Origin of the sequence: Pseudorhodobacter wandonensis (assembly GCF_001202035.1) — a bacterium.
In the GTDB taxonomy this organism is placed as follows: Bacteria; Pseudomonadota; Alphaproteobacteria; order Rhodobacterales; family Rhodobacteraceae; genus Pseudorhodobacter; species Pseudorhodobacter wandonensis.
Window position 1 is genome coordinate 1 of record NZ_LGHT01000015.1, and the last position, 23,753, is coordinate 23,753.

Annotated in this window: 24 protein-coding genes; 9 read left to right on the forward strand and 15 right to left on the reverse strand. The window is 56.4% G+C overall.

The annotated features are described in order from the left end of the window. Nucleotides 1-39: 39 nt before the first annotated feature. From ccoS to ccoN, 9 genes are all read right to left on the reverse strand, one after another. Entirely contained in the window at nt 40-198 is a 159-nt protein-coding gene (gene ccoS / locus AKU79_RS01610) for a cbb3-type cytochrome oxidase assembly protein CcoS (protein WP_050521845.1), read from the reverse strand. A gap of 4 nt (nt 199-202) precedes the next feature. Continuing rightward, nucleotides 203-2,407, reverse strand: a complete 2,205-nt coding sequence (locus AKU79_RS01615) for a heavy metal translocating P-type ATPase (protein WP_050521846.1) — start codon at nt 2,405-2,407, stop codon at nt 203-205. A gap of 3 nt (nt 2,408-2,410) precedes the next feature. Beyond that, on the reverse strand, nt 2,411-2,884 hold the full coding sequence (locus tag AKU79_RS01620) for a FixH family protein (RefSeq protein WP_231580077.1): 474 nt from the start codon (nt 2,882-2,884) through the stop codon (nt 2,411-2,413). Between the two features lies 1 nt (nt 2,885). Continuing rightward, on the reverse strand, nt 2,886-4,316 hold the full coding sequence (gene ccoG / locus AKU79_RS01625) for a cytochrome c oxidase accessory protein CcoG (protein ID WP_050521847.1): 1,431 nt from the start codon (nt 4,314-4,316) through the stop codon (nt 2,886-2,888). A 642-nt stretch (nt 4,317-4,958) separates the two neighbouring features. Continuing rightward, on the reverse strand, nt 4,959-5,516 hold the full coding sequence (locus AKU79_RS01630) for a uracil-DNA glycosylase family protein (protein ID WP_050521848.1): 558 nt from the start codon (nt 5,514-5,516) through the stop codon (nt 4,959-4,961). A 71-nt stretch (nt 5,517-5,587) separates the two neighbouring features. Next, the gene (gene ccoP, locus AKU79_RS01635; RefSeq protein ID WP_050521849.1) at nt 5,588-6,475 is read right to left on the reverse strand and encodes a cytochrome-c oxidase, cbb3-type subunit III; all 888 of its coding nucleotides are present in this window, start codon (nt 6,473-6,475) and stop codon (nt 5,588-5,590) included. Continuing rightward, nucleotides 6,472-6,672, reverse strand: coding sequence for a CcoQ/FixQ family Cbb3-type cytochrome c oxidase assembly chaperone (locus AKU79_RS01640; protein ID WP_050521850.1), 201 nt, complete (start codon nt 6,670-6,672; stop codon nt 6,472-6,474). Before AKU79_RS01640 ends, ccoP begins: the two co-directional genes overlap by 4 nt. Nucleotides 6,673-6,683: 11 nt before the next feature. After that, a complete protein-coding gene (gene ccoO, locus AKU79_RS01645) occupies nt 6,684-7,409 on the reverse strand; it encodes a cytochrome-c oxidase, cbb3-type subunit II (protein WP_050521851.1) in 726 nt (241 codons plus the stop codon). Between the two features lie 12 nt (nt 7,410-7,421). Then, on the reverse strand, nt 7,422-9,023 hold the full coding sequence (ccoN, locus tag AKU79_RS01650; protein WP_050521923.1) for a cytochrome-c oxidase, cbb3-type subunit I: 1,602 nt from the start codon (nt 9,021-9,023) through the stop codon (nt 7,422-7,424). Nucleotides 9,024-9,219: 196 nt separating this feature from the next. Here ccoN and AKU79_RS01655 point away from each other — a divergent pair, with 196 nt between their 5' ends. Further along, nucleotides 9,220-10,068: a universal stress protein gene (locus tag AKU79_RS01655; RefSeq protein WP_050521852.1), complete on the forward strand. Its 849-nt coding sequence runs from the start codon at nt 9,220-9,222 to the stop codon at nt 10,066-10,068. A 100-nt stretch (nt 10,069-10,168) separates the two neighbouring features. Then, on the forward strand, nt 10,169-10,774 hold the full coding sequence (locus AKU79_RS01660; RefSeq protein ID WP_050521853.1) for a pyridoxamine 5'-phosphate oxidase family protein: 606 nt from the start codon (nt 10,169-10,171) through the stop codon (nt 10,772-10,774). Between the two features lie 40 nt (nt 10,775-10,814). Here AKU79_RS01660 and sugE read toward each other — a convergent pair whose 3' ends face one another. Together sugE and AKU79_RS01670 are read right to left on the reverse strand one after the other, a co-directional pair. Beyond that, on the reverse strand, nt 10,815-11,129 hold the full coding sequence (gene sugE, locus AKU79_RS01665) for a quaternary ammonium compound efflux SMR transporter SugE (protein ID WP_050521854.1): 315 nt from the start codon (nt 11,127-11,129) through the stop codon (nt 10,815-10,817). After that, nucleotides 11,130-12,089, reverse strand: coding sequence for an acetyl-CoA carboxylase carboxyltransferase subunit alpha (locus AKU79_RS01670; RefSeq protein ID WP_050521855.1), 960 nt, complete (start codon nt 12,087-12,089; stop codon nt 11,130-11,132). A 165-nt stretch (nt 12,090-12,254) separates the two neighbouring features. Between AKU79_RS01670 and AKU79_RS01675 the strand changes: the two genes are divergently transcribed. The 3 genes from AKU79_RS01675 (at nt 12,255) to pheT (ending at nt 16,444) form a co-directional block, all read left to right on the forward strand. Beyond that, a complete protein-coding gene (locus tag AKU79_RS01675; RefSeq protein WP_050521856.1) occupies nt 12,255-12,719 on the forward strand; it encodes an AraC family transcriptional regulator in 465 nt (154 codons plus the stop codon). Between the two features lie 112 nt (nt 12,720-12,831). Further along, nucleotides 12,832-13,425 carry a DUF4304 domain-containing protein gene (locus tag AKU79_RS01680; protein ID WP_050521857.1) on the forward strand — a complete coding sequence of 198 codons (594 nt, stop codon included), beginning with the start codon at nt 12,832-12,834 and terminating at the stop codon, nt 13,423-13,425. Nucleotides 13,426-14,026: 601 nt separating this feature from the next. Then, nucleotides 14,027-16,444, forward strand: a complete 2,418-nt coding sequence (pheT, locus tag AKU79_RS01685) for a phenylalanine--tRNA ligase subunit beta (RefSeq protein WP_050521924.1) — start codon at nt 14,027-14,029, stop codon at nt 16,442-16,444. A gap of 63 nt (nt 16,445-16,507) precedes the next feature. Here the strand turns inward: pheT and AKU79_RS01690 are convergent, their stop codons facing one another. The 3 genes from AKU79_RS01690 to AKU79_RS01700 all read right to left on the reverse strand — a co-directional run bounded on the left by AKU79_RS01690 (nt 16,508) and on the right by AKU79_RS01700 (nt 20,185). Continuing rightward, a complete protein-coding gene (locus AKU79_RS01690; protein WP_050521858.1) occupies nt 16,508-17,968 on the reverse strand; it encodes a heme biosynthesis protein HemY in 1,461 nt (486 codons plus the stop codon). 9 nt (nt 17,969-17,977) lie between these two features. Further along, a complete protein-coding gene (locus AKU79_RS01695; protein WP_050521859.1) occupies nt 17,978-19,372 on the reverse strand; it encodes a hypothetical protein in 1,395 nt (464 codons plus the stop codon). Nucleotides 19,373-19,450: 78 nt separating this feature from the next. Further along, nucleotides 19,451-20,185 carry a uroporphyrinogen-III synthase gene (locus AKU79_RS01700; RefSeq protein WP_197087185.1) on the reverse strand — a complete coding sequence of 245 codons (735 nt, stop codon included), beginning with the start codon at nt 20,183-20,185 and terminating at the stop codon, nt 19,451-19,453. Nucleotides 20,186-20,231: 46 nt separating this feature from the next. Here AKU79_RS01700 and tsaD point away from each other — a divergent pair, with 46 nt between their 5' ends. From tsaD to AKU79_RS01720, 4 genes are read left to right on the forward strand one after another with little or no spacing between them, the layout of a single operon-like run. Next, the gene (gene tsaD, locus AKU79_RS01705; protein ID WP_050521861.1) at nt 20,232-21,311 is read left to right on the forward strand and encodes a tRNA (adenosine(37)-N6)-threonylcarbamoyltransferase complex transferase subunit TsaD; all 1,080 of its coding nucleotides are present in this window, start codon (nt 20,232-20,234) and stop codon (nt 21,309-21,311) included. Beyond that, nucleotides 21,308-22,243 (forward strand): NAD(P)H-dependent glycerol-3-phosphate dehydrogenase, encoded by a 936-nt coding sequence (locus AKU79_RS01710; protein ID WP_050521862.1) that lies wholly within the window; start codon nt 21,308-21,310, stop codon nt 22,241-22,243. The genes tsaD and AKU79_RS01710 overlap by 4 nt, the downstream gene beginning before the upstream one ends. Before the next feature lie 6 nt (nt 22,244-22,249). Beyond that, a complete protein-coding gene (locus AKU79_RS01715) occupies nt 22,250-22,522 on the forward strand; it encodes a YciI family protein (RefSeq protein ID WP_050521863.1) in 273 nt (90 codons plus the stop codon). Then, the gene (locus AKU79_RS01720) at nt 22,522-22,941 is read left to right on the forward strand and encodes an EVE domain-containing protein (RefSeq protein WP_050521864.1); all 420 of its coding nucleotides are present in this window, start codon (nt 22,522-22,524) and stop codon (nt 22,939-22,941) included. Before AKU79_RS01715 ends, AKU79_RS01720 begins: the two co-directional genes overlap by 1 nt. A gap of 277 nt (nt 22,942-23,218) precedes the next feature. Here the strand turns inward: AKU79_RS01720 and AKU79_RS01725 are convergent, their stop codons facing one another. Beyond that, nucleotides 23,219-23,560 carry a DUF2853 family protein gene (locus AKU79_RS01725; protein WP_050521865.1) on the reverse strand — a complete coding sequence of 114 codons (342 nt, stop codon included), beginning with the start codon at nt 23,558-23,560 and terminating at the stop codon, nt 23,219-23,221. Between the last annotated feature and the right edge of the window lie 193 nt (nt 23,561-23,753).

The window sequence follows — 23,753 nt, forward strand, 5'->3', positions numbered from 1 at the left end:
CCCCCACCCCGAGGATATTTGAGCCGAACAGAAAGAGGTTCAGCGCTTTGGGTGGTCGTCGTAATCGGTTTTAAGGATGCGTGCGGCATCGCCCTGCGGGTCGTCAAACTGCTTGGTTTTGAGCGCCCAGAAAAAGGCGGCAAGGCCAATGCCACCCAGCAAAAGCGAGACAGGGATCAGGATGGTGAGGATTTCCATTTGGCTACCTTAGGCGCAAAGCGTTCAGTGACACCGTAATCGAAGACGCCGACATCGCCAAGGCCGCCATAAGCGGGGTGGCGACGCCTATGAGCGCGAGTGGCACAGCGATGACGTTATATGCCGCCGAAAGCGCAAAGTTTTCACGGATGCGGCGGGTTGATTGTTTGGCAATGCGCAAAGCATCGGCCACCGGCGCAAAATCTTGCCCCAACAGCACGATATCGGAAGCAGTCCGCGCAGCATCGAGTGCAGAAGCGGGCGAGATGGAAACATAGGCCTGCGCTAGTGCCGCTGTATCGTTTAGACCATCACCGATCATCAGCACTTTGCGGCCTTTATCTTGCAATCCCTGCACATGGGCGCGCTTTTCGTCGGGGAGTTGGCCAGAGGCCCATTCGTCGATGCCGAGACGTTTGGCCAGTTCCGACACAGGGGCTTCTGCATCGCCTGATAGCAGGATAAGCTGTAGCCCCGCTTTCTTCATCGTGGCAACGGCTGTTTCAGCGCCGGGACGCAACTTATCGGCAAAGTGGATGGCAAAGGTTTGGCCAGCCAAGGCTAGATAGGTAGCCGTTTCGGCTACTGGAGGGGCGCCCACCCATTCGGCGCGGCCCAAGCGAACGATGTGACCGCGATAATGCGCCTCAACCCCGTAGCCCGGCACTTCACGTAGGTCGGTGACGGCTGCGGGTGGTTGTTGGGCCGCGCGGGTTAACGCGATGGCAAGCGGGTGCGACGAACCAGCCGAAAGGCCCAGCGCCACTGCCAACACATCCGCAGGCAATTGGTCCAGATTGGTCGGGGTTGGGGTGCCCAATGTCAGCGTGCCGGTTTTATCGAATACGACATAATCGACCTCGGCCAAGCGCTCCAACGCTGTGCCATCCTTGATCAGCAAGCCTTTGCGAAACAGCTTGCCGCTGGCCGCAGTAACCACGGCAGGCACAGCAAGGCCCAAGGCACAGGGGCAGGTGATGATCAGCACCGCCGCCGAAATGTTGATGGCGTAGCGCATATCGCCGCCGGTCGCCCACATCCAATAGGAAAAAGCGCCGAATGACAGTAAATGCACCAGCGGCGAATAGGCCCGGGCGGCACGTTCGGCGAGGCTGGTGTATTGGGTTTTACTGCTTTCGGCCACGGCAACCAGATCGGCCATTCGGTGCAAGCTGCTATCGCGCCCTGCGGCAACCACGCGCACCAATAGCGGGCCGGTCAAGTTGATTTCGCCTGCAGCTACCTCTGTGCCGGGCGCGGCCAACACGGGCAGGCTTTCGCCAGTTAGCAGTGAGCGGTCCACCTCGGACGCGCCAAAGGTTATGACGCCATCAACCGGCATCCGGCCACCGGGGCGCACGCGCACAACGTCGCCAACGGCCAGAGCTGAAATAGCGACGGTTTCCTCAACCCCGTCCACGACGCGGATTGCGCGGGGCACCTCGAGCGCGGCAAGTTCCTCGGCGGCTGAACGGGCCACAGCGCGGGTGCGGTGATCGAGATAACGGCCGGCCAGCAGAAAGAACGTCAGCATTACAGCCGCGTCAAAATAGGCATGATGGCCGGAATTATAGGTTTCAAACAAGCTGATCGATGACGCCAGAATGATCGCCAGAGAGATTGGTACATCCATGCCCAGCCGCCCAACGCGCAAACTTGCCCAAGCCGATTTGAAAAACGGTTGCCCTGCAAAAACCACCGTGGGCAAGGCAATGGCCGCCGAAATCCAGTGGAACAGATCGCGGGTCGCATCGCCCGCACCTGACCAGATCGCGACCGAGAGCAGCATCACGTTCATCATCGCAAAACCCGAAACGCCAAGGCGCATCAGAAGCTCGCGGCCTTGGCGGTCACTTTCGGTAGAGGACAAAAGGCCCGGATCCAATTCATGCGCCTCATAGCCTAGGCCGGCCAGAATTGGGATCAGGCTTTCCGCTGTAATCTCGGGCGAAGCGTCAATGCTCACCCGCCGTTGGGTCAGATTCACGCGGGCCGATTGCACGCCGGGCACGGCCTGCAACCCGTTTTCGACCGTAGACATGCACGCCGCACAATGCGCGGTGGGCAAAGACAACATCAGCCGCGCTTTGCTAGGGCGGCTCAACTCGGCCATCCGCTCGGCCGAGGGGGCAATCGCACATGCCGGGCAAGCCGAGGGACTTGCATGGCCCGGATCAAGCCTTACGTCATATTCCTCGGCCAAGGCCATGGTTTAGTTCCTTACGGTCAAGTTGATGCGCTGGCGAAAAGCGGTGCCATCGGGCGCGAGCGCCTCGACCTGCATCATCCACCTACCCATTGGCAATTCAACCTTAGCCACGAACACACCTGATTCACGCACAAATTCGGGGCGAACGTCTTGGCGCGCCTCGGTTGTACGCCCGACAAGAACGTCAAGATTAGAAAGCTCTGCGGGGTATCCGGCCTTATCGGTAAAGGCCAGACGCAGTTCTTTGGCGGTGGCGTCATATTCGGGGACCAACGTCCAACCCAGTGCCTGTTGGGCGCTCCGTTCGACATCGAATGTTTGGCTGGCAACGTAAGAGTTGCTGACTTCAAGTCCCGGAAAGGTTTTGACGGCCTGATATGCCATCAAAACATTCACCGCGATAATCACCGAAAACGCCGTAACAGTGAAAACCAGAACCTTGCGGCCTGTAATCCGAAATTCCGAAGTTTCAGCCACTTTATTCACCTTTTCCGTTAAAAATCGTGTCGTGATAGGCACGGTTAGAGGACTCAGTCTGTTCGACCCACAAACGCAGATCTGTTCTGTCAGACTTGGCAGCAGGTGAGTTTGGCTCGGCAGTCACATAGACACGTTGGGTTTTTTGCTCATTTGCCTTAACAGTTACAATCAGGTCTTTGGTACCCTCCAATGAAATCTGTAATGCTTTCGGCGATGTCAGCGAGATGTTGAACACCGCATCATTGCCCTGTTTGTTTAGCAAACGAACGTCATAGGTGTTGCGGATCGATCCGTCTGACAGCGTTACAAAGGTAGGATTTCGAACTGGCGTAACGTTCATATCAATATCGGATCGCAAAAACAACGCAACGACAAGCCCGATGCCGATAGCCGACCACAGCGTCGTGTACATAATCGTGCGCGGCCGCAGAATATGCTTCCAAACCGATTTCGGCTCTTTGCCCGCGACTTCGGCAACTTCATCGGTCAGGGCCATGTAGCTGATCAGATCACGTGGCTTGCCGATCCGGTCCATAACATCATTGCAAGCGTCGATACACAGCCCACAAGTGATACAGGCCATTTGCTGACCGTTTCGAATGTCGATCCCCATCGGGCAAACGTTGACGCAGGCCATGCAATCAATGCAATCGCCTTGTCCCTCTGCTACCTGGCCCTTGTGCAACTTGCCGCGTGGCTCTCCGCGCCAATGGCGATAGTTGATCGTTAGCGTGTCTTCGTCGATCATCGCAGCCTGAATCCGGGGCCACGGGCAGGCATAAATGCAAATCTGTTCGCGGAAAAAACCGCCGAAAAAGAAAGTCGTCGCCGTAAGGACAAGGATAGTCAAATAGGCGATGGGATGTGCTTGGCCCGTCACAAGGTTAACTGCCAGCGTTGGCGCATCCGTAAAGTAAAACACCCAAGCACCGCCTGTTGCGATAGCGATAAGCAGCCAAGCTGTCCATTTTGTTGCGGTTTTACGGATTTTCTCGGCGGTCCACTTGCTGCGATGCAGGCGCAAACGGGCATTTCGGTCCCCTTCGACCCAACGCTCGACTAGGATGAACAGGTCCGTCCACACCGTTTGCGGACAGGCATAGCCGCACCAAACACGCCCGGCAGCCGAGGTAAACAGGAACAACCCCAAACCCGCCATGATCAGCAGGCCCGCGACAAAGTAAAATTCATGCGGCCAGATTTCGATCATAAAGAAAAAGAACCGACGATTAGCCATGTCAATCAGCACGGCTTGGTCGGGCAAACTTGGCCCGCGATCCCAGCGGATCCATGGTGTGATATAGTAGATCCCCAAGGTAAAAGCCATTAAGAACCACTTGAGGTTCCGAAACGCCCCTTTGACCCGCCTTGGAAAAATAGGTTCGCGCTTGGCGTAAAGGCTTTTGGGTTCGATATCTTCACTGCTCACGGCATGTCTCCGGCGTCATTCATGGCTTGGGTATCTAGCATCAGCTAAAAGAGTGCTTTGACCTGCATCAATATGACATCAGAGATGCAAGTTTGCACTCTAACTTCTGTGCGACATCTGCGCGCGCACCCGCATGAGCGTAAGATCAATTCACCGACACCCCAAAGAGAATGCGCGAACAAGAAATGGGGTATCGGTGAAAGGGTCGGACGGGTCCAACGTGAACTGTCTAACACAGTCATTCGGGCGCAGGTTTGACGCAAATCAAACCACCAGCTTTTCGCGCGACTGCCGCAAAGCCCATTGCGCAAAAGCTTTGGCCACGGCCCCAGTTTAGGCAAAAGCCTTTAATGCGTTCAAGCGTGGCAATTCGCGCCAGTCATTCATGTAAAAATTCCTTACATAAGAATAACTTTCCTGACCTGATAATTAGAATAAAACTTTGGAGAATTGCAGGGACGAAATGCTAAAAATGAAAATGCCATGTAGGAAATACTTGCGCACAGTTTGATGACAGCAACACGTACCGAAAACAAGTTTTGGGCGCGCGGTGTCGGCCAAAGTGAAACTAACCGCTACAAGAACCGGCACTTCTGGAAAGGGCGCAAGTGGCGACAGATTGACATGGGGAAAACTGTGAAATCAGGCCATCACATCCGCAATCCGCGCCCGCAACTGCGGCAAAACCTCTTGCTCAAACCATGGGTTTTGCCGCAACCAGCGGGCGTTGCGGGGGCTTGGATGGGGCAAAACCTGGGTTGGCCCCATATGCTGCACCAACTCGGCCAAGGGCTTGGCCTTGTCGTGTGGTAGATGCCATGCAACGGCATAGCGGCCTATAACCAAAACCTGTTCAAGCACGGGCATTGCCGCCAACAAGCGCAGACGCCATTGCGGGGCACATTCAATACGCGGCGGCAAATCGCCTGACCTGCCAACGCCGGGAAAACAAAACCCCATCGGAAGGATCGCCACGCGGCTAGCATCATAAAACTGCGCGCGGCTTAATCCCAGCCATTGGCGCAAGCGATCGCCAGACGCATCGTCAAAGGGTATACCCTTTGCATGCGTCACCCGCCCCGGCGCCTGCCCGGCAATCAACAACCGCGCCGTAGCACTGGCCTGAACCAACGGGCGCGGGCCCAAGGGTAACCCTTTGCAAATCTGGCACGCCCGCACCTCAGCCAACAGCTGTTCCATCGCCCTACCCCAAAAATGCAAAAGGCCCCCCAGTGTAAACCAGAGGGCCTTTCAATTTCCAGAGAGAAAGATTACTCGCCGCCGCCCAAGCCGTGGACATAGACGGCAACAGCGCGGATATCGGCCTCGGACAAACGGGTGTTCCAGTTTGGCATTACGCCATGCCGCGAATTCGTGACTGTATAGGTCAGATCGGCAACATCGCCCCCAAACAGCCAGATTGCATCGGTCAGGTTTGGTGCACCCAAGTCGCGGTTACCTTTGCCTTCTTCGCCATGACAGGCTGCACAGTTCTCTTCAAACACCACCGCACCTTCGGCGGCCATTGCAGGGTCATTCTCTTGTTTCGAAATAGAGCGCACAAATTGCACAACATTATCGATCTGAGATTTTTCCAACAGCTCATCAGCGCCAAAACGTGGCATATCCGAGATGCGGGCCTCTTCATCGGTGGTGTTGCGGATACCGTGGGTGATCGTTGTGTGGATTGCTTCGATATCGCCACCCCAAAGCCAGTCGTCATCCAACAGGTTAGGGTAACCCTTGGCACCGGCAGCACCCGAGCCGTGGCACTGGGCGCACCATGTACGGAATACTGCAGCGCCTGCATTGTTGGCAAAACTCGACAGCTCTGGATCTGCCGAAATAGCCGTCAGTTCTGCAGCTTCCAATTTTGCGCGAATTGGCGCGTTACGGTCCGAGAACTCTTGAATCTCGGCCGCGACATCGGCGCGCGTAGATGCGCCCAGTAAACCCGGCGTTGCGCGGCTGATCATTGGCCAAGCCGGATACATGACCGAGTAAACCAGCGCAAAAGCGATACAGGCGTAGAAGGACCACAACCACCAGCGTGGCATTGGGTTATCGAATTCCTCAATACCATCCCAGCTGTGGCCCGTTGTGTTCGGATCACCTTCTTGGTGGTTTTTGGCTTGGTGACGTACAGAATTTTTACTCATGTCCGCGCCTCCTTGGAACGGTCCACCATTTCAGCGGCGGGTTTGTCATCATGGAGAAAGATGGATGATGCAATCTCATCGTGAACCTTGCGGCTGCCCGGGCGAAAAGCCCAGAAAATCACTGCAGTAAACACGGCCGTCAGAAAAATCAGCATCCAGCTATCCGCGAATTCACGCAGCAGGCTATAGGTATCCATATCGCCCCCCTTTACCGGCTTGCGTCAGGCTGGAAGGTCGAGAAATCAACCATCGTACCCAACACTTGCAAATAGGCGACCAAAGCATCCATCTCGCTAATCCCCGGCGCGCCATCAAAATTGCGCACAGTGGCTTTGCCATAGCGTTCCAGCAAACCGTCATAGTCACCATCAGGATTAGTCTGTGCTTTGAAATCCGCCGTAGCGTTTTCCAGCATGTCATCGGTATATGGCACACCAACGACACGATGCACTTTCATGGTATCTTCAATGTATTTGCCGTCGATCATGTTGCGCGACAGGAAACCGTATTTAGGCATTACCGATTCCGGCACAACAGATTGCGGGTTGGTCAGGTGGTCAACATGCCACGCGTCCGAATACCGCTCGCCTACACGGGCCAAATCCGGACCTGTGCGTTTAGATCCCCATTGGAACGGATGGTCATACATCGATTCCGCTGCGAGGCTGTAGTGACCATAACGTTCCACCTCATCCCGCATAGGACGGATCATCTGGCTGTGGCACACGTAGCAGCCTTCGCGCACGTAGATGTCGCGGCCGGTCAGTTCCAGTGGCGTGTAGGGGCGAACCCCTTCCACTTTTTCAATCGTGTTCTCAAGGTAGAACAGCGGTACGATCTGCACCAAACCACCAATGGTCACTACCAAGAAAGACAGTACCAGCAGCAAAGAGGCGTTGGTCTCAATGACCTTATGTTTGTCAAGAATTCCCATTATTGCCTCCGGTTATTCTGCTGGCACGAACGCGTTGTCACTTGCCTTTTCAGGCTGTGCTTTCACGGTCATCCACAGGTTGTAGCACATGATGATTGCGCCGGTCAGGAACATCAGACCACCGGTCCCACGCACCACATACATCGGGAATTTTGCGGCCACGGTATCGGCAAATGCGTTTACCAAGAAACCGTTTGCATCCACTTCACGCCACATCAGGCCTTCCATGATCCCGGTCACCCACATCGAGGACGCGTAAAGAACGATCCCGATGGTGGCGAGCCAGAAGTGCCAGCTGACGAGTTTCAGGCTATACAGACCCGAACGGTTCCACAGTCTTGGCGTCAAGAAGTACAGCGCGCCGAAAGTGATCATACCGTTCCAGCCAAGCGCACCAGAATGGACGTGACCAATGGTCCAGTCAGTGTAGTGGCTAAGCGAGTTCACAGCCTTGATCGACATCATCGGCCCTTCAAAGGTCGACATCCCGTAAAAGCCGATGGACACAACCATCATACGGATGATCGGATCGGTACGCAGCTTGTCCCATGCGCCAGATAGCGTCATCAGGCCGTTGATCATACCACCCCAGCTAGGCATCCACAGCATGATCGAAAAGACCATCCCGAGGGTCGAGGCCCAATCTGGCAAAGCGGTATAGTGCAAGTGGTGTGGACCAGCCCAGATATAGAGGAAGATTAGCGCCCAGAAGTGGATGATCGACAGCTTGTACGAAAACACGGGCCGTTCAGCCTGTTTTGGCACAAAGTAATACATCATCCCAAGGAAACCAGCGGTCAGGAAGAAGCCCACAGCATTGTGGCCGTACCACCACTGCACCATCGCGTCCTGCACGCCCGAGAACACCTGAACTGACTTGGATCCAAACAAAGATACCGGAATCGACAGGTTGTTGAACACATGCAGCATGGCCACAGTGATGATAAACGACAGATAGAACCAGTTGGCTACATAGATATGCGGCTCACGGCGCTTTACCAATGTCCCGAGGAATACAGCCAGATAGGCCAGCCAGACAACGGTCAGCCACCAGTCGGTCAACCACTCCGGCTCGGCATATTCCTTGCTTTGGGTTGCACCCAACAAATAGCCGGTTGCCGCTAGCACAATCACCAACTGGTAACCCCAGAACACAAACCAGGCCAGATTACCCCCCCAAAGACGCGCAGCGCTTGTACGTTGAACCACGTAAAACGAACTTGCGATCAGCGCGTTGCCACCAAATGCGAAGATAACCGCAGATGTGTGCAAAGGCCGCAAACGGCCAAAGTTGGCATAGCCTTGCGCCCACTCGAAGTTCAGGCTGGGAAAAGCCAGCTGGAAGGCAATGATAACCCCCACCAAAAAGCCCACCACACCCCAAGCGGCGGTTGCGATGACGCCTGCGCGCACAACACCGTCCATATACTCGTTTTGCGAGGCAACCGCTTTCGGCTCTCCCACACGACGGACCGTCCACAAAAACAGCCCCCCTGCAACAAGCATGATCGTCAGTGCGTTGACCAGATAGGCCGGATCGCGCGCGTAATTGGCCCCGATCGCGGCAAGCACCGCTATCAGGCCCAGCGCGATCAGTTTAAAGTAATCCCACATTTTGCGTCCCTTCGTCTTCGCCCAGTCCAAACCAAGGTTCGGCCAGACATTTTTTGTCATCCTGCTTTTGAACAGTTCAGCGGATTGGCGCTTTGATCCATGTCAAGCAATTGTGAACATATCTTTGACCCTGATCAAAGCACAAACTATTCGTCGGCGTTACCGTGGCTTATTGTCACAACAGGAGGCTTCATTCATGGCATACAAATCTTTGCTGACCATCTGTGCTGACCCGGCCCGCGCCCCGCAGACATTTGCAACCGCAGCTTCACTCGCTATCGCCCATGACGGGCATCTTGATGCCCTTTCGCTTGGTATTGATCGGGCACAGCTTGGCTATTCCTATGTTGGCGCCAGTGCAATTGTTATGCAGGCTGCACAAGAAAACGCCACGAATGATGCGAAAGCGGTTGAAGCGGCCATTAAAGGTGCTGCAGCTGCGGCAGGCCCATCGCTACGCTGGTCATCTGAAACCGCGCTCGCGATGGTTGGTGGGTTGGCAGATCTGGTCGCCTTGCGCTCTCGCTTTGCCGATTTGGTCGTTCTGGCCAAACCCTACGGCAAGAGCCATGGCGATGAGGAAGAGGCTATCGTTGAATCGGCGATGTTTGAAGGACAGGCACCCGTACTGGTGCTGCCCGATGCACCGATGGACGCCACAGATTTAGGCAAACGCATTGTCATCGCATGGAATCAAAGCCGCGAGGCGATGAATGCGATTCGTCGGGCGATGCCATTTCTCAAGCATGCCGAACAGGTCTGGATCACGATCATCGACCCGCCACAACATGGGGCCGAGCGGTCCGACCCCGGCGGCGCCTTGTGCCAAATGCTGGTGCGCCACGGCGTCAAAGCCGAAGTAACAGTATTGGCCCGCACGATGCCGAAAATTTCGGATATCTTGAACCGCCATAGCCGCGATGTTGATGCAGATCTGCTGGTTATGGGTGCCTATAGCCACTCGCGTTTCCGCGAGGCTATTTTGGGTGGCGCGACGCGCAACATGCTGGAAGCCGCCGAAATTCCGGTATTCATGGCCCATTAAAAACAAGGCGGCGATTTTAGGCAGGGGAACCCCCTGCCTTTTTTATTGCCACATTGCACAGCCCTACATATCGTCCGACTTGATCACAATGCGGGGGTATATGGATTTTATTGAGACTGAAGACGGTTTGCACGCACTATACGGCGCGCCCGCACAGGCATCTTTGCTAAAGGTGACAAATGCTCTAACCCCAGCCTATTCGGCTTGGGTGGCGCGCTCACGGCTTTGCATCCTGTCAACTATTGGCCCAGAAGGCACCGATGCCAGCCCGCGCGGTGATGACGGCCCTGTTATCCTCGTGTTGGACCCGCAGCACATCGCTTTGCCTGATTGGCATGGTAACAACCGCATCGACAGCTTGCGCAATATCCTGCGTGACCCGCGTGTCAGCCTGATGTTTTTGGTTGCAGGTGCAACAAATGTCGTTCGCGTAAACGGCACGGCCCGCATAACCAATGATGCCGATCTTTGCGCCCGTTTTGCCCGTTCCTCTAAACTGCCCCGCAGCGTCATAATTGTTCAGATTACCGAGGTTTACTTCCAATGCGCCCGCGCGCTTATGCGGTCTGGCATTTGGCAAACCGGCGACCAATCTGCAGGGCTACCCAGTATGGGGGATATCCTTGCCGAGATAACCTCGGGCGTATTTGACGGGGCCACCTATGATTCTGAATGGCCGGAGAAAGCCGTCAAAACCATGTGGTAAGCAGATCAAGGATCACACACTATCCGACACTTGCAACGGCCTAGGCCAGCTTCAGCGCGACGATCCCTGCAACGATCAACCCGATCCCGCCGATCCGCACAGCATTCACCGGTTCGCCCAGCATAACTACCGCCAGAATGGCCGTGCCCACTGTGCCAATGCCAACCCAAACGGCATAGGCCGTGCCCACAGGCAAGGATTTCATCGCATAACTAAGCAACCAAAAGCTGACAATCGCGCCCAACACGGTGACCACCGATGGGGTCAATTTAGTAAAGCCATGCGAATATTTCAGGCCCAGCGCCCAAACCACCTCAAACAGCCCCGCCAAAACCAACGCTGTCCAAGCGCCCATTTATGCGGCCAGCCCTTTTGAGCCCATGTTGATAAACTTTTGCCGACGGTCTTTGATCAAAGCGTCCGGCTTCATATCTGCCATTTCAGCCAGCATCGTTTCGATTGCCTTGCCTACAGCCGCGATGGTTTCGCGCTTGCCGCGTTGTGCACCGCCCAAAGGCTCGCTTACAATCCGGTCAATCACGCCCAGCTTTTGCAAATCTTGCGCAGTCAGGCGCAAGGCTTCTGCAGCTTCGCGCATCTTGTCAGAGTCCTTCCACAAAATGCTGGCACAACCCTCGGGTGAAATCACGGAATAGACCGAATGCTCTAGCATCGCGATCCGGTTGGCTGTGGCAAAGGCTACCGCCCCACCCGAACCGCCTTCGCCAATAATCACCGACACCAGTGGCACGCCAAGCTCCAGACATTTCTGGGTTGAACGCGCAATCGCCTCGGATTGCCCACGCTCTTCGGCACCCTTGCCAGGATAGGCGCCGGGCGTATCGACAAGTGTAATGACTGGCAGGCCGAAACGATGCGCCATATCAAGCAAGCGCACGGCCTTGCGATAGCCCTCGGGGCGCGCCATGCCAAAGTTCCGCTCGATCCGCGATTTGGTATCATGGCCCTTTTCATGGCCAATCACCATAACCGGCGCATCGTTAAAGCGTGCCAAACCGCCCATAACCGCATGGTCATCGGCAAAATTCCGGTCTCCGGCTAGCGGCGTATATTCTGAAAACAACGTGTCGATGTAATCTTTGCAATGCGGTCGGTCGGGGTGGCGCGCCACCTGACATTTCTGCCAAGGCGTCAAGCCTTTGTACAAATCACGCAACATGCCGGCGGCCTTGGCATCCAACGCCGCCGCTTCCTTTTCAACGTCCATCTCTTTGTTGGTTCGCGCCATTGCGCGCAACTCTTCAGCCTTGCCTTCAATAGCCGACAACGGCTTTTCAAACTCGAGATAGTTCATCTGGCTCTCCGCTTTCGCATTTCAGTGCTATATGCCGTCTGGACGGGCCAAATGCAACTGAACAGGCCGTTCACTGCGCAAATGCCTGCACAAAACTCTGTGCCCGGCTTGAAACTGTGCCAAACTGGCGCAAAGCAAACACAAGATACATAAGGACGCGACACAATGTACCCCATCACCGTGAAAAAACTCCGGTCTCGGACCCTGATCGGTTTGCCACATGCGGGCGATTACCAGCAGATGTCGCAAAGCTATGCCAAACTGTTTGACATCCTTGACGCACGCGACATGACGGAAAAAACCCGCCAAATGGTGGCGATCTTTTATGATGATCCTGCAAGAACAGTTCCTGCCGAGTTGCGATCATTCGCAGCCGTGACAGCACCGAAAACGATGCCCTGCGCGCCGCCCCTGCAATCGATTGTATTGCCCACCGGCCGCCACGCGGTTTTGCGCTTTACCGGGCATTATGCTGGTTTGCCTGCCGCATATGCTTACCTTTATGGCCCGTGGCTGACGCAATCGGGCGAAATGCCATCGGGCCAGCCCAGTTACGAGGTCTATCTTACCTCTCCGCGCGACAACCCGCCTGAGGAATGGGTGACAGAAATTTGCTTGCCGCTGAAATAGATTTGTATTCAGAAAATGGGGGGCGTTTGCATCAAATGATCCCTCTTTTCTTGGCGTCGTCGGCCCTATCAGCGCATGCTTGCCCCGCGCCCTCCGGATAAAGGTCAACCCAATGTCCCTTACTTCATTTCTAAATGCACTTTTTAAAAGGCGTTCAGAAAATGCTGTCGATTCTGCGGTGCCCGCCACAAAACCGCACGTATCACCCACGAACTCCAAAGCCGAAACCGTCGACAACGGTGTTCGCATGCATATTGCGGCCCATGATCCAGCGTTTCCCGCCAAGCGCGAAGCGGCTGTCGGCATAATTGTTGCTGGGATTGATGCCGTCGCACAGGCGCATGGTTTCGACAAAAAGGCGAAGTCTTGGGCAAAAAGCGGCGATTTAGGAACCGTCTCAATTCATTTGCAGCGCAGCCGGTTTGGTTTTGATTGCCAGGTAAACCTTGGGTTTCAATCGCTTGATAGTAACACCTCTGGCCCCTGGGCACAGGATGATTTCGTCCCGCTGGAACGATTTTTGTTACTGGATGTAGCCGCCTCTGAACCGTTGGCATTGCTTACATATCTGGATGTGTACGAGGATCCGACCATCCTTGCCAAATCAATGCGGATTTTGTCCGAAGATGCGTTGCCGTGGCTTTTGGCGCATTTGACCGACCCGAATGCTTCAACGCAGCCAATGCCACAGCGTGCGGCACCATAGGCCTGACCTTGTACTGTTTTGAAAATAATTGCCTCGGGCTTTGCTCAACCCCTTGGGTTGGGAAATGCGGTCATCAACAGGCCGCTGCCAAATTCATGGCTAGCGCCCCAAAAACGTGAGCAGCATCAAAATTGTTAACGCCAATATGAAACACAGCAGCCCAGCAGGTTGCCGCTTTCGATCCTTCGGAATTTCAAGCCATTTGTCCATATTATGGCTATAACATGGCAATCGCTAAGAATTTGGCACTTTTTTGCCATATTTCAGAAAAAACCCGTTTCCGAATTGGAAACGGCAGGCTTTTGGGCGCTAAAACCGCTCTGTTTCCACATTCTGCATCGTCAGCACATTTCACCCATTGGGCATCTGGCGCGATCCACTTTCAGGCCTGCCTGAAACCGCTCAAACCATGATTTGCTATGCCAACACCGCAACAATGCGCGTTGCCTCTGCAATCCGGTCTTTCCAATTCTTCAACATAATCGTACCACCCTTTCCCAACACCCCTGCTTGATGTAGGGAAAATTTGTATCGAGTTGGTTATTTGGCAGGGCATTCCCTGTCTGTTGCCCACCCTGCCGCGCTAATGAAGGAGCCTGCCATGAAATTCACCCTGTCCTGGCTCAAGGATCACCTTGAAACCACAGCCTCGCTGGATGACATCCTGTTTGCCCTTACCGATCTGGGGCATGAGGTTGAGGGCGTCGAAAACCCTGCCGATACTTTGGGTGCTTTTCGCATTTGCCGGGTGATCGAGGCAGTGCAGCACCCCAACGCCGACCGCTTGCGCCTGTGCCGTGTCGAAACCTACCCGAACGGCCCCGGTACCGCACCCGAAGAAGTGCAGGTTGTCTGCGGCGCGCCGAATGCCCGCACCGGCCTTGTGGGGGTATTTGCCCCCGTCGGAACCCATGTTCCCGGCACTGGGGTTGATCTGAAACCTGGCAATATTCGCGGCGTTGATAGCAATGGCATGCTGTGTTCCGAACGCGAGTTGATGTTGTCGGACGACCATGACGGCATTATCGACTTGCCCGAGGATGCCCCGCTGGGCCAACGTTTCATCGATTATCGCGGCCTGAATGACCCAATGATCTATGTAAAGATCACCCCCAACCGGCCCGATGGTCTTGGCGTGCGCGGCCTTGCGCGTGATTTGGCTGCACGCGGCATCGGCAAGCTGAAAGCCCTTGATATTGCCGAGATTAAAGGCGAGTTCCCCTGCCCTGTCGCCGTTAAAATCGACGCTGATCTGAAAACCAAGGCCGCGCCACATTTCACCGGGCGGCTGATCCGCGGCGTCAAAAATGGCCCGTCGCCAAAGTGGATGCAGGACCGCCTGCGGGCCATTGGCTTGCGGCCAATTTCGGCGTTGGTGGATATTACCAATTACTTCACTATGGGTCTAAACCGGCCATTGCATGTTTTTGATGCTGCCAAAGTTGCCGGCACGCTGCACATCCGCCCCGCGCAGGAGGGCGAGCAACTGCTGGCGCTTGATGCAAAAACCTATGCATTGCGCGCGGGCCAAATGGTCATTGCCGATGATAACGGCCCGGAATCTCTAGCGGGCATTATGGGCGGCGAGGCCTCGGGCGTGACCGAGGAAACCACAGATGTGTTCCTTGAATCCGCCTATTGGGACCCGATCACCATTGCCGCCACTGGCCGCGCGCTGAAAATCAATTCCGATGCTCGCTACCGGTTTGAGCGAGGCGTAGACCCTGCGTTCACCCTGCCTGGCTTGCACGCGGCCACACAGATGATCCTCGATCTGTGCGGAGGTACGGCTTCGACCGTGGTAAGCGATGGCGCAGCGATTGACACGACCCGCCAATACAAGTTTGACCCTGCACGGACCGGCTCGCTTGTCGGGATGGATATCCCCGAATCAACCCAGCGGCAAACGCTGACGGCCTTGGGCTTTACCCTGTCCGGCAACATGGTCACCCCGCCCTCATGGCGCCCCGACGTGCAGGGCGAGGCCGATCTGGTCGAAGAGATTGCCCGCATCGCGTCCTTGTCCAAGCTGAAAGGCATTCCACTGCCGCGCACCCAACCGGGTATCCCTGCGCCTATCCTGACAGCAGCGCAAATCCGCGAACGCAGCGCCCGGCGTACATTGGCGGCCTTGGGCTATAATGAATGCGTTACCTACAGCTTTATTGACCAAACTTCGGCCACGCTGTTCGGTGGCGGAACGGATGCTGTGCGGGTCGACAATCCGATTTCATCAGAAATGTCGCATCTGCGCCCCGATCTGTTGCCCGGCCTGCTGCGTGCCGCCGCCCGCAATCAGGCGCGCGGATTCATGGATCTGTCGTTGGCCGAAGTAGGCCCTGCCTTTTCAGGTGGCGAACCTGGTGATCAACAGACCCAAGCCGCTGGTATTATTGTTGGCCACGTAGCCCCGCGCGACCCCTACGGCTCGCGCCGCGCCGCCGATATTTATGATGCCAAGGCCGATGCCGAGGCCGTGCTGGCGGCCCTTGGTGCGCCCGCACGTGCGCAAATCAATCGTAAGGTGCCAGCTTGGTTCCACCCCGGCCGCGCGGGTACAATCGCTTTGGGGCCGAACACTCTGGCGACCTACGGTGAAATCCACCCGAAAATCGTGGCCGAGATGGACCTAAAGGGCCCCGTCATGGGCTTTACAGTTTACCCAGCCAATGTGCCGCAACCCAAAGCCAAAACTACCCTGCGCGCCGCCTTGCCTATCAGTAACCTGCAAGCCGTCGAGCGTGACTTTGCATTTGTTGTTGATGCAGGGGTCGAGGCACTGGCCGCTGTAAACGCGGCAATGGGCGCTGACAAAACGCTAATTGAATCCGTTCGGTTGTTTGACCAGTTCACCGGTGAAAAGGCCGCAGCACAGATGGGCGAGGGCAAAAAATCTATTGCACTGACGGTGCGTTTGCAGCCCACAACGACGACTCTGACTGACAAAGAGATTGAAGCTGTTTGCGCCAAGATCGTTGATAAAGTCAGCAAGGCAACAGGCGGCAGTTTGCGCGGGTAATTCGCGCTTCATCCCAAAGATAAACGGGGTGGCACTCAATGCCACCCCATTTTCATTTCCGGCCTATTTTTCGGCTTTTTCGTCCTGAACAACCTCGGCATCTTCGGGCTCATCCGTCACGTCTGTCACGTCGATCACCGGTTGCTCTGGCTTGCCAATGATTAGCGGCAGCAACTCGGTGCCCGTCGCGCTTGGCCCTGTGGCATCTGCAGGCTCGCGCCACGACAGGGTATCAAAACCGCCGCAGTTGTCACAAACAGGCACCCAAGCCGTATGGATCGCTTGGCATTTGTCACAGCACCACTGTGGGCCACGCGGGGCGGTCAGTGCACGCGCCAGCCAGCCGCGAATAACTGCATCATCCGCACCTTCGCCACGCTCAACCGCGGCCATAATCGCCAAGGTCCGCGCATTGGGATGGCTGGTTGCCAAATCACCCAAGGCACGACGGGCTGCAGGGAAATCCTCAGCCGTCAGGTTCAGCTCGGCCAACAGCAATCGGGTTTCCATGTTGTCGGGGTTTTGCTTGGTCAAAACCGCAAAGCGTTTCAGCCGCGCGGCGCTGCTCTCATCCGGTGCGATTTCTGCAAAGGCTGCGGCCAGATCGGGGTGCGGCAGCACTGACCATGCTTTTTTCAGCACTTTGGTCGCGTTGCGGCTGTCGCCTTTGGCGATATAGCTGCGGGCGGCCATTGCAGCGGCGGGGATCAGGTCGGGCGACAGGCGGTTCGCCTCAATCGCGGCTTCGCGTGCCTCGATGGTTGCGTCTTCGTCCAGCACACCGCTTGCCTCTTGCAGCGCCAGCACCGCATCGCGGCGGCGGAACACATCGCGCGGCAAAGCGCCGGCTTTCAGTTTGGCGCCCAAAGTCACCCGCGCACCTTTCCAATCGCCTTGGCCCGTTTGTAGGTTCAGCAAGGTTTCCTGCGTTTCCTCATGCTTGGGCTTCAAAGCAAAGGCTTTTTCGGCCAGCTTTAGCGCCGTCACGGTATCGCCCTCGGCAATCTTTTGGCGCATCAACCCACGTACTCCGACAAAGCGGGTTTTGTTGTCATCCAGCAGCAGCTTATAGGCCTCGGACGCGCGCTTGGTATCGCCGGTCATCTCGGACGCTTGGGCAATCAGCAGGGTTGTCAATTCGGGCCTGTCGAGCAGCTTGTCAGCTTTGGCCGCCCGCGCCAGCGCAACGCGCCCTTCGCCCGAGGCCAGCGCCATAAGGCCATCCGACAACGCCTGATAGCCTTTGCGTTCGCGGTTGCGGTCGAAATAGCGCGAAATGGCGGTTTCATCGCCATTCAAAAAGCGCAGAACTGCGACCATCAAACCAACCAGCTTTAACAACAGCCACAAGGCCGCCAGCAAAACCAACAGCGCGATGGCGGCTTGCAACGGCCCCAGCGTGAATTCCATGCCAAGCAAGGCGATCTGTATACCGCCGCCGGTATCCATCAACACACTCGCGCCATAGGACAGGCCAGCAATAGCGCCGACAAACAGCAAAACTTTGATGAGCGACCAAATCATTTCTATCAGTTACCTTTCGCTCAACGCTGTCGCCAACGCGGCAGTCGCTGCTTGTGCGTCAAAACGCAGTTTAGCCTGTGCAACCCATGCAGAAAGCGCCTCTTGCGCGGCTTCGGGCAGGGTGGTGATTTCTGTCAGGGCGGTTTGAATATCGCCCGTGGCAACAGCCGCATTCGCGCGGGACAGAATGGCGTCAGGGTCGGTACCCTCTTGCGGCGTCAGCGACCGGGCACCGGTTTGCGCCCGCAGGAACGACCCGACACGATCTGTCCATGTGCTACCCATATTGCCGCGCAGGCTCGCTTCCAATGCGGCGCGGGCGGGTTTGTCAAAGCTGGCCATCAAGGCCGCGACTGTCGGCACACCGTTTTCAGCATTTTCCGACAGGATCGCCGGAATTGTCAGGCCGGCATTTGTCAGCTCGGTCAAGGGTTCGGCAAAAGATGCACCGTTTTGCATCGCTGCTTCTACATTGGTCAACGCGGCTTTCAACAGCACCGTTTGCGCCTTGGCAGCGGCATCAGCGCGCACGGCCTCCGCCTCGGCAACCAGTTGCTCGGCCGCAGCTTTTTGGTCGGCAAGACCGCTGCGCAGCGTGTCAATCTCGACCGTCAGCTTGCCAAGTACCGCCGGATCAACAGCGCCATCCGCCGCGGGACGGGTTTCCAACGCGGTCAGACGTTCCTGCAAAGCTGTGATTTGCGGCGTGAAATCGGGGCCTTGCGCAGATTCGGGCAGTGCCGCAGCGGCAAGTTTGGCCTCTTCGGCTGTCGCAAGCGCATTGGCGGCAGTATCACGAACAGCACCCAGTTCATCCAGCACTGCCTTGGTGTCATCCTTGGGCATTGCCTGCAACTCGGCGCGCAAGGCTTTGATCTCTTCGGCTTGCTGGCTTAGTTGTGTCTGCAATGGCGAAGCACCGGGGACGGGCCAACCTTCGGGCGTCATTTGGGCAAGACCAAAACCCAACCCCGCGGCGACAACCCCACCCAGAACCAATGGCACAAAACCGGGGCCTGATTTTACCACTGCAGGGGATGCAGCAATTGCAGCAGGCTTTGGTGCAGCATGTTCGTTTCGCGACTTTTCTTGTGGCTTTTCATCGGGTTTTGGCTCTTCCCTCTCGGCCTTTGGCTCATCCAAAACGATGGCTTCTTCAGTGGCGCTGCCTGGGTCGGGAGGGCTTGGTTCGGCGCTTAACACGGGTTCGGCTTGGGGTGTATCGCTCTGGGCAATTTCTGCTGCCTCTGGCTCGTCCAAAGACAAAAGCTTGCCGGTTCCATCTGCTTCTTGGCTGGTTTCAACCATGGCACCCTCGGCCTTGGTCACATCAACTGACGGGTCCTCAGCCTTTTCCTGAACCGATTTGGCCGCATTTTTGCGCGGGGTCTTTGGGGTTGCCATCAATGCGCCTCCATATCAACGCCCCGGTTTTCGGGGATTTCCTCAATCTAGACTGACTGCGCCACAGGCTCAAGCCATCTACGCCACAGCATAAAATTGCGCGATTACATCAATCAGCGATGCAGCAGTCGGTTTTTCTGCATAGCACAAGTTTGCGTTTTGCACCTCGGACAAAGAGTCGCCCACAGCTTTGCTGAGAACGGCATAGGTCGGTCGCGACAATAGAGACAGCGCCGAGACTTGCTTGCAAAATAACCCTGCGCTGCGCGGCGAGAAAAGCGGAACCATCACTGCCCCTTCCCCTCGCAATAAGGCAACAGCAGCTTTGGTCAGCTTTTGTTCAATTTGGTCGTAGAGCACGCAGCTTTGCGTCGGTAGCCTGACATCGGTCAGGGTTTGCGCAACATCGCCGCGGGTGTGCTTGCCGCAAATATGCAGCAACGGGCCGCGCTGGCCCTTTTGCCGGATAAGTAAAATTAAGTTGGCCGCATCACCATCTGCCGAAACCGGCTCTAAACCCGCATTTTGCGCAGCTTTTGCAGTTCGCTCCCCCACGCAATAGGCCAGTTTGGGCAGGTCTTTGGGGCGGGCGGGATGGGCCAGAAACGCTACCACTCCGGTTTCTGACGTAAAGATAAGCGCTGAAAACGGGCCTTGCGGGATGGGCGGTTCCAGATAGTGCGGCGCAAGCAAAGGGCTGATGGTCACTGTGATGTCAGGGCCAAAGCGCTGATGCAGTTGCGCGGCAAAGCGGTGGCTCTGCGCGGCGGGGCGTGTTAGCAGAAAGGCGGGCAGGCGGGATTGTGTGGCCATGATGCAGGTGTTACCTGCTATAAAACCCTCTGGCAACGGGCCTGACATGCACAACACGATTACCCTTCTTGGCATTGAAAGCAGCTGTGATGACACGGCTGCCGCGATTGTGCGTGACGGACCTGACGGTCGGCAGATCCTTGCCTCGATTGTCGAAGGGCAAACCAGCCTGCATGCGGCCTTTGGCGGCGTCGTCCCCGAAATCGCCGCCCGCGCCCATGCCGAGCGCGTCGATGGCTGCGTAGCGCAGGCGATGGCGGCCGCAGGTTTGGGGTTTGGCGAACTGGATGGAATCGCTGTGACCGCAGGACCAGGGCTGATTGGTGGTGTGCTGGCGGGCGTGATGTGTGGCAAAGGGCTGTCGGCTGCGACAGGCCTGCCGCTGATCGGGGTCAACCATTTGGCGGGCCATGCGCTGACACCGCGTTTGACTGACGGGCTGGCGTTTCCCTATCTGATGCTGCTGGTTTCGGGCGGGCATTGCCAATATTTGCGCGTTGACGGGCCGGACAGCTTTACCCGCCTTGGCGGGTCAATTGACGATGCCCCCGGAGAGGCATTTGACAAAGTTGCCAAAGTGTTGGGCCTGCCACAACCCGGCGGCCCAATGGTCGAGGCCGAGGCGCGCAACGGCAACTCCAAGCGTTTCACACTGCCCCGGCCGTTGCTGGATAGGCCGGGCTGCGATATGTCATTCTCGGGGCTCAAAACTGCGCTATTGCGCGCACGCGATGCCGTAATCGCCGAAAAAGGCGGGATGACCCGTGCCGATCGCGCCGACCTCTGTGCAGGTTTTCAGGCGGCAGTCGTAGATGTGATGGCCGAAAAGACCCGCCGCGCCTTGGATGCGTCGCAAGTGTCGGCGCTGGCAGTCGCAGGTGGCGTGGCCGCAAACCAAGCCATTCGCGCCGCGTTAGAGACTGTTTGCACCGATCTGGGCGTAGAATTTCTGGCCCCGCCGATGGCGCTCTGTACCGATAACGCCGCCATGATCGCTTGGGCCGGGATAGAACGGTTTAGGATGGGCGAACGCGACGATCTGACGCTTTCGGCCCGTCCGCGCTGGCCATTGGACCAAACCAGCCCAGCATTGCTTGGCTATGGCAAAAAGGGGGCCAAGGCATGATTGGCATTATTGGCGCCGGCGCATTTGGTGGCGCGTTGGCGATCACTTTGGGGGCCAAACAACCCGTTACCCTATGGGGGCGGGGGCAAACAGGGCGCAGCATTGCGCGGCTGCCGGGGGCAGAATTGCCCGCGCTAGTGACGATTGCAGATGGTTTGGCACAGGTCGCCAAGGCAAAAACCGTGCTGCTAGCCCTGCCCGCGCAAGCGATGGGGCGGTTTTTGGCAGATCATTCGGCACTGTTTCAAAACCACAACCTTGTGGCCTGCTGCAAAGGTGTTGACCTAGGGACTGGCCTTGGCCCGACCGGCGTTATTGCCGCCCATTGCCCCAACGCCGTAGCGGCAATTTTGACAGGGCCAAGCTTTGCCAGCGATATCGCCAAAGGTCTGCCAACCGCGCTGACGCTGGCCTGCGCCGACGAAGGCGCGGGTGAAACATTGCAGCACCAACTGTCGACCGAGGTGCTGCGGCTTTATCGCACGACAGACGTGACGGGCGCCGAATTTGGCGGCGCGCTGAAAAACGTGATCGCGATTGCGTCAGGTGTGGTGATCGGCGCGGGCTTGGGCGAAAGCGCGCGGGCAGCCCTGATGACCCGCGGCTTTGTTGAGATGAAGCGGCTGGCATTACACCTTGGCGCGCGCTCGGAAACCCTAAGCGGGCTGTCGGGCTTTGGCGATCTGGTACTGACCTGCACGTCACAGCAATCACGAAATTTCCGCTTTGGTGCGGCACTGGGCGCGGGTGCCGTATTTGACGCAGGCGTGACCGTCGAAGGGGTTGCGACTGCGCAAGCCGTAGCTACACTGGCCCGGAAACACGAAATAGACATGCCGGTAACCCAGATGGTTGCGGCCCTGACCCAAAACCAGATCACGCTTGAGGATGCAATTCGCGCCCTCATGTCCCGCCCTTTGAAACAGGAGTAACCTTTGATGCGCGTCGCCCTTTTTTGCCATGACAAACCCGGTGCCTTGCAAGTGCGCAAGGATAACCGCGCCGCCCATTTGGCCTATATCGAGGCCACAGGCGTAGTAGAAATGGCCGGGCCATTGCTGTCACCCGAAGGCGAAATGAACGGCTCGCTGGTTGTGCTGAACGTGGAAACGCTGGCGCAGGCACAGGATTGGGCGGCAAACGACCCCTATGCCAAAGCAGGGCTGTTTGCTTCGGTTACGATCACCGAATGGAAAAAGGTTGTGGGCTGATGGCCTATTGGCTGTTCAAATCTGAACCCGATGCATGGAGTTGGGACGATCAGGTTGCCAAAGGTGACGCAGGCGAGGAATGGGGCGGCGTGCGCAATTATCAAGCCCGCAACAACATGCGCGCAATGAAGCTCGGCGACCTTGGGTTTTTCTACCATTCCAATGTCGGCAAAGAGATCGTCGGCATTGTTGAAGTATGCCGTACCAGCGAACCTGACAGCACAACCGATGATCCGCGCTGGGATTGCGTGATGATTAAGGCAGTCGAGCCACTGTTACACCCCGTTACTTTGGAAGATTGCAAAGTGTGGCCGGGGCTGGAGAATATGGCGCTGATCAAAAGTATGCGGCTGTCGGTACAGCCGGTTACAGCCGAAGAATGGGCAATTGTGCGCCGCATGGGTGGGTTGACTGAATAAGCCATCGCAGCAAATACCCTGGAAATAAATAGGAGGGCCCCGACCCCATCAGGACCCTCCTACCACACCACGTGCTCCCTTAGCACCACACGTGTTCTGTTTGAAAAGGTCCCGAGCGTCCTGCTCTGTTCTTCTTATGTACGTTAGAATCGCATTCACCGCAAAACCAAAGCCTTTAGAAATTAAGGCAAATGCGTTTAAGGTTTTAGCATTGGCAAAGCAAAACACCCGCGCCGGATGATCGGGGCGGGTGTTGTATTGGGCGTTACGTCCTTAGTCAGGCGTAAACGGATTCTTTGCTGAAATGCTTGGTCAGCATGTAGTAAATTACCGCACGGTACTTGTTGCGCTCGGATTTTCCATAGGTGTTGATAACAGCGTCAATGGCTTCCATCAAAGCCGGGCTATCAGCAAGGCCAAGCTTTTTCATTAGAAAGTTCTTTTTGACGGTTTCCAGTTCTGATGGATCAGTGCCCGCAACAGTCGAGCTATCAGCGTTATAGATTGCAGGGCCGCAGCCGATGGTCACTTTGGTCAACAGCGCCATGTCAGGCTCCATTTTGCATTTATTGCGCAGATCGTCGGCGTATTTCGCAATCAATTCGTCTCTCTTGCTCATTTCCTGTCGCTCCTGTGTTTGTTGCATAGTCGAACAAGCCCATCACGGACCCCCATATCGGACCTTAGGCACAAAGACTGGCACAGACAAAGGGAAAATAACGCAGTTTTCTCCCCAATTTGGGGCTGCAAAGCGCGTATTCATGCAAAAGGCCCGACAATTATGCCGGGCCTCAATCGCCAAAACTTACGTA

Excerpts from the sequence above, each read along its gene's own strand:
- ccoS (WP_050521845.1), bottom strand. The coding sequence starts at position 198 with ATGGAAATCCTCACCATCCTGATCCCTGTCTCGCTTTTGCTGGGTGGC.
- AKU79_RS01615 (WP_050521846.1), bottom strand. The coding sequence starts at position 2,407 with ATGGCCTTGGCCGAGGAATATGACGTAAGGCTTGATCCGGGCCATGCA.
- AKU79_RS01630 (WP_050521848.1), bottom strand. The coding sequence starts at position 5,516 with ATGGAACAGCTGTTGGCTGAGGTGCGGGCGTGCCAGATTTGCAAAGGG.
- ccoP (WP_050521849.1), bottom strand. The coding sequence starts at position 6,475 with ATGAGTAAAAATTCTGTACGTCACCAAGCCAAAAACCACCAAGAAGGT.
- AKU79_RS01640 (WP_050521850.1), bottom strand. The coding sequence starts at position 6,672 with ATGGATACCTATAGCCTGCTGCGTGAATTCGCGGATAGCTGGATGCTG.
- ccoO (WP_050521851.1), bottom strand. The coding sequence starts at position 7,409 with ATGGGAATTCTTGACAAACATAAGGTCATTGAGACCAACGCCTCTTTG.
- ccoN (WP_050521923.1), bottom strand. The coding sequence starts at position 9,023 with ATGTGGGATTACTTTAAACTGATCGCGCTGGGCCTGATAGCGGTGCTT.
- AKU79_RS01655 (WP_050521852.1), top strand. The coding sequence starts at position 9,220 with ATGGCATACAAATCTTTGCTGACCATCTGTGCTGACCCGGCCCGCGCC.
- AKU79_RS01660 (WP_050521853.1), top strand. The coding sequence starts at position 10,169 with ATGGATTTTATTGAGACTGAAGACGGTTTGCACGCACTATACGGCGCG.
- sugE (WP_050521854.1), bottom strand. The coding sequence starts at position 11,129 with ATGGGCGCTTGGACAGCGTTGGTTTTGGCGGGGCTGTTTGAGGTGGTT.
- AKU79_RS01670 (WP_050521855.1), bottom strand. The coding sequence starts at position 12,089 with ATGAACTATCTCGAGTTTGAAAAGCCGTTGTCGGCTATTGAAGGCAAG.
- AKU79_RS01675 (WP_050521856.1), top strand. The coding sequence starts at position 12,255 with ATGTACCCCATCACCGTGAAAAAACTCCGGTCTCGGACCCTGATCGGT.
- AKU79_RS01680 (WP_050521857.1), top strand. The coding sequence starts at position 12,832 with ATGTCCCTTACTTCATTTCTAAATGCACTTTTTAAAAGGCGTTCAGAA.
- pheT (WP_050521924.1), top strand. The coding sequence starts at position 14,027 with ATGAAATTCACCCTGTCCTGGCTCAAGGATCACCTTGAAACCACAGCC.
- AKU79_RS01690 (WP_050521858.1), bottom strand. The coding sequence starts at position 17,968 with ATGATTTGGTCGCTCATCAAAGTTTTGCTGTTTGTCGGCGCTATTGCT.
- AKU79_RS01695 (WP_050521859.1), bottom strand. The coding sequence starts at position 19,372 with ATGGCAACCCCAAAGACCCCGCGCAAAAATGCGGCCAAATCGGTTCAG.
- AKU79_RS01700 (WP_197087185.1), bottom strand. The coding sequence starts at position 20,185 with ATGGCCACACAATCCCGCCTGCCCGCCTTTCTGCTAACACGCCCCGCC.
- tsaD (WP_050521861.1), top strand. The coding sequence starts at position 20,232 with ATGCACAACACGATTACCCTTCTTGGCATTGAAAGCAGCTGTGATGAC.
- AKU79_RS01710 (WP_050521862.1), top strand. The coding sequence starts at position 21,308 with ATGATTGGCATTATTGGCGCCGGCGCATTTGGTGGCGCGTTGGCGATC.
- AKU79_RS01715 (WP_050521863.1), top strand. The coding sequence starts at position 22,250 with ATGCGCGTCGCCCTTTTTTGCCATGACAAACCCGGTGCCTTGCAAGTG.
- AKU79_RS01720 (WP_050521864.1), top strand. The coding sequence starts at position 22,522 with ATGGCCTATTGGCTGTTCAAATCTGAACCCGATGCATGGAGTTGGGAC.
- AKU79_RS01725 (WP_050521865.1), bottom strand. The coding sequence starts at position 23,560 with ATGAGCAAGAGAGACGAATTGATTGCGAAATACGCCGACGATCTGCGC.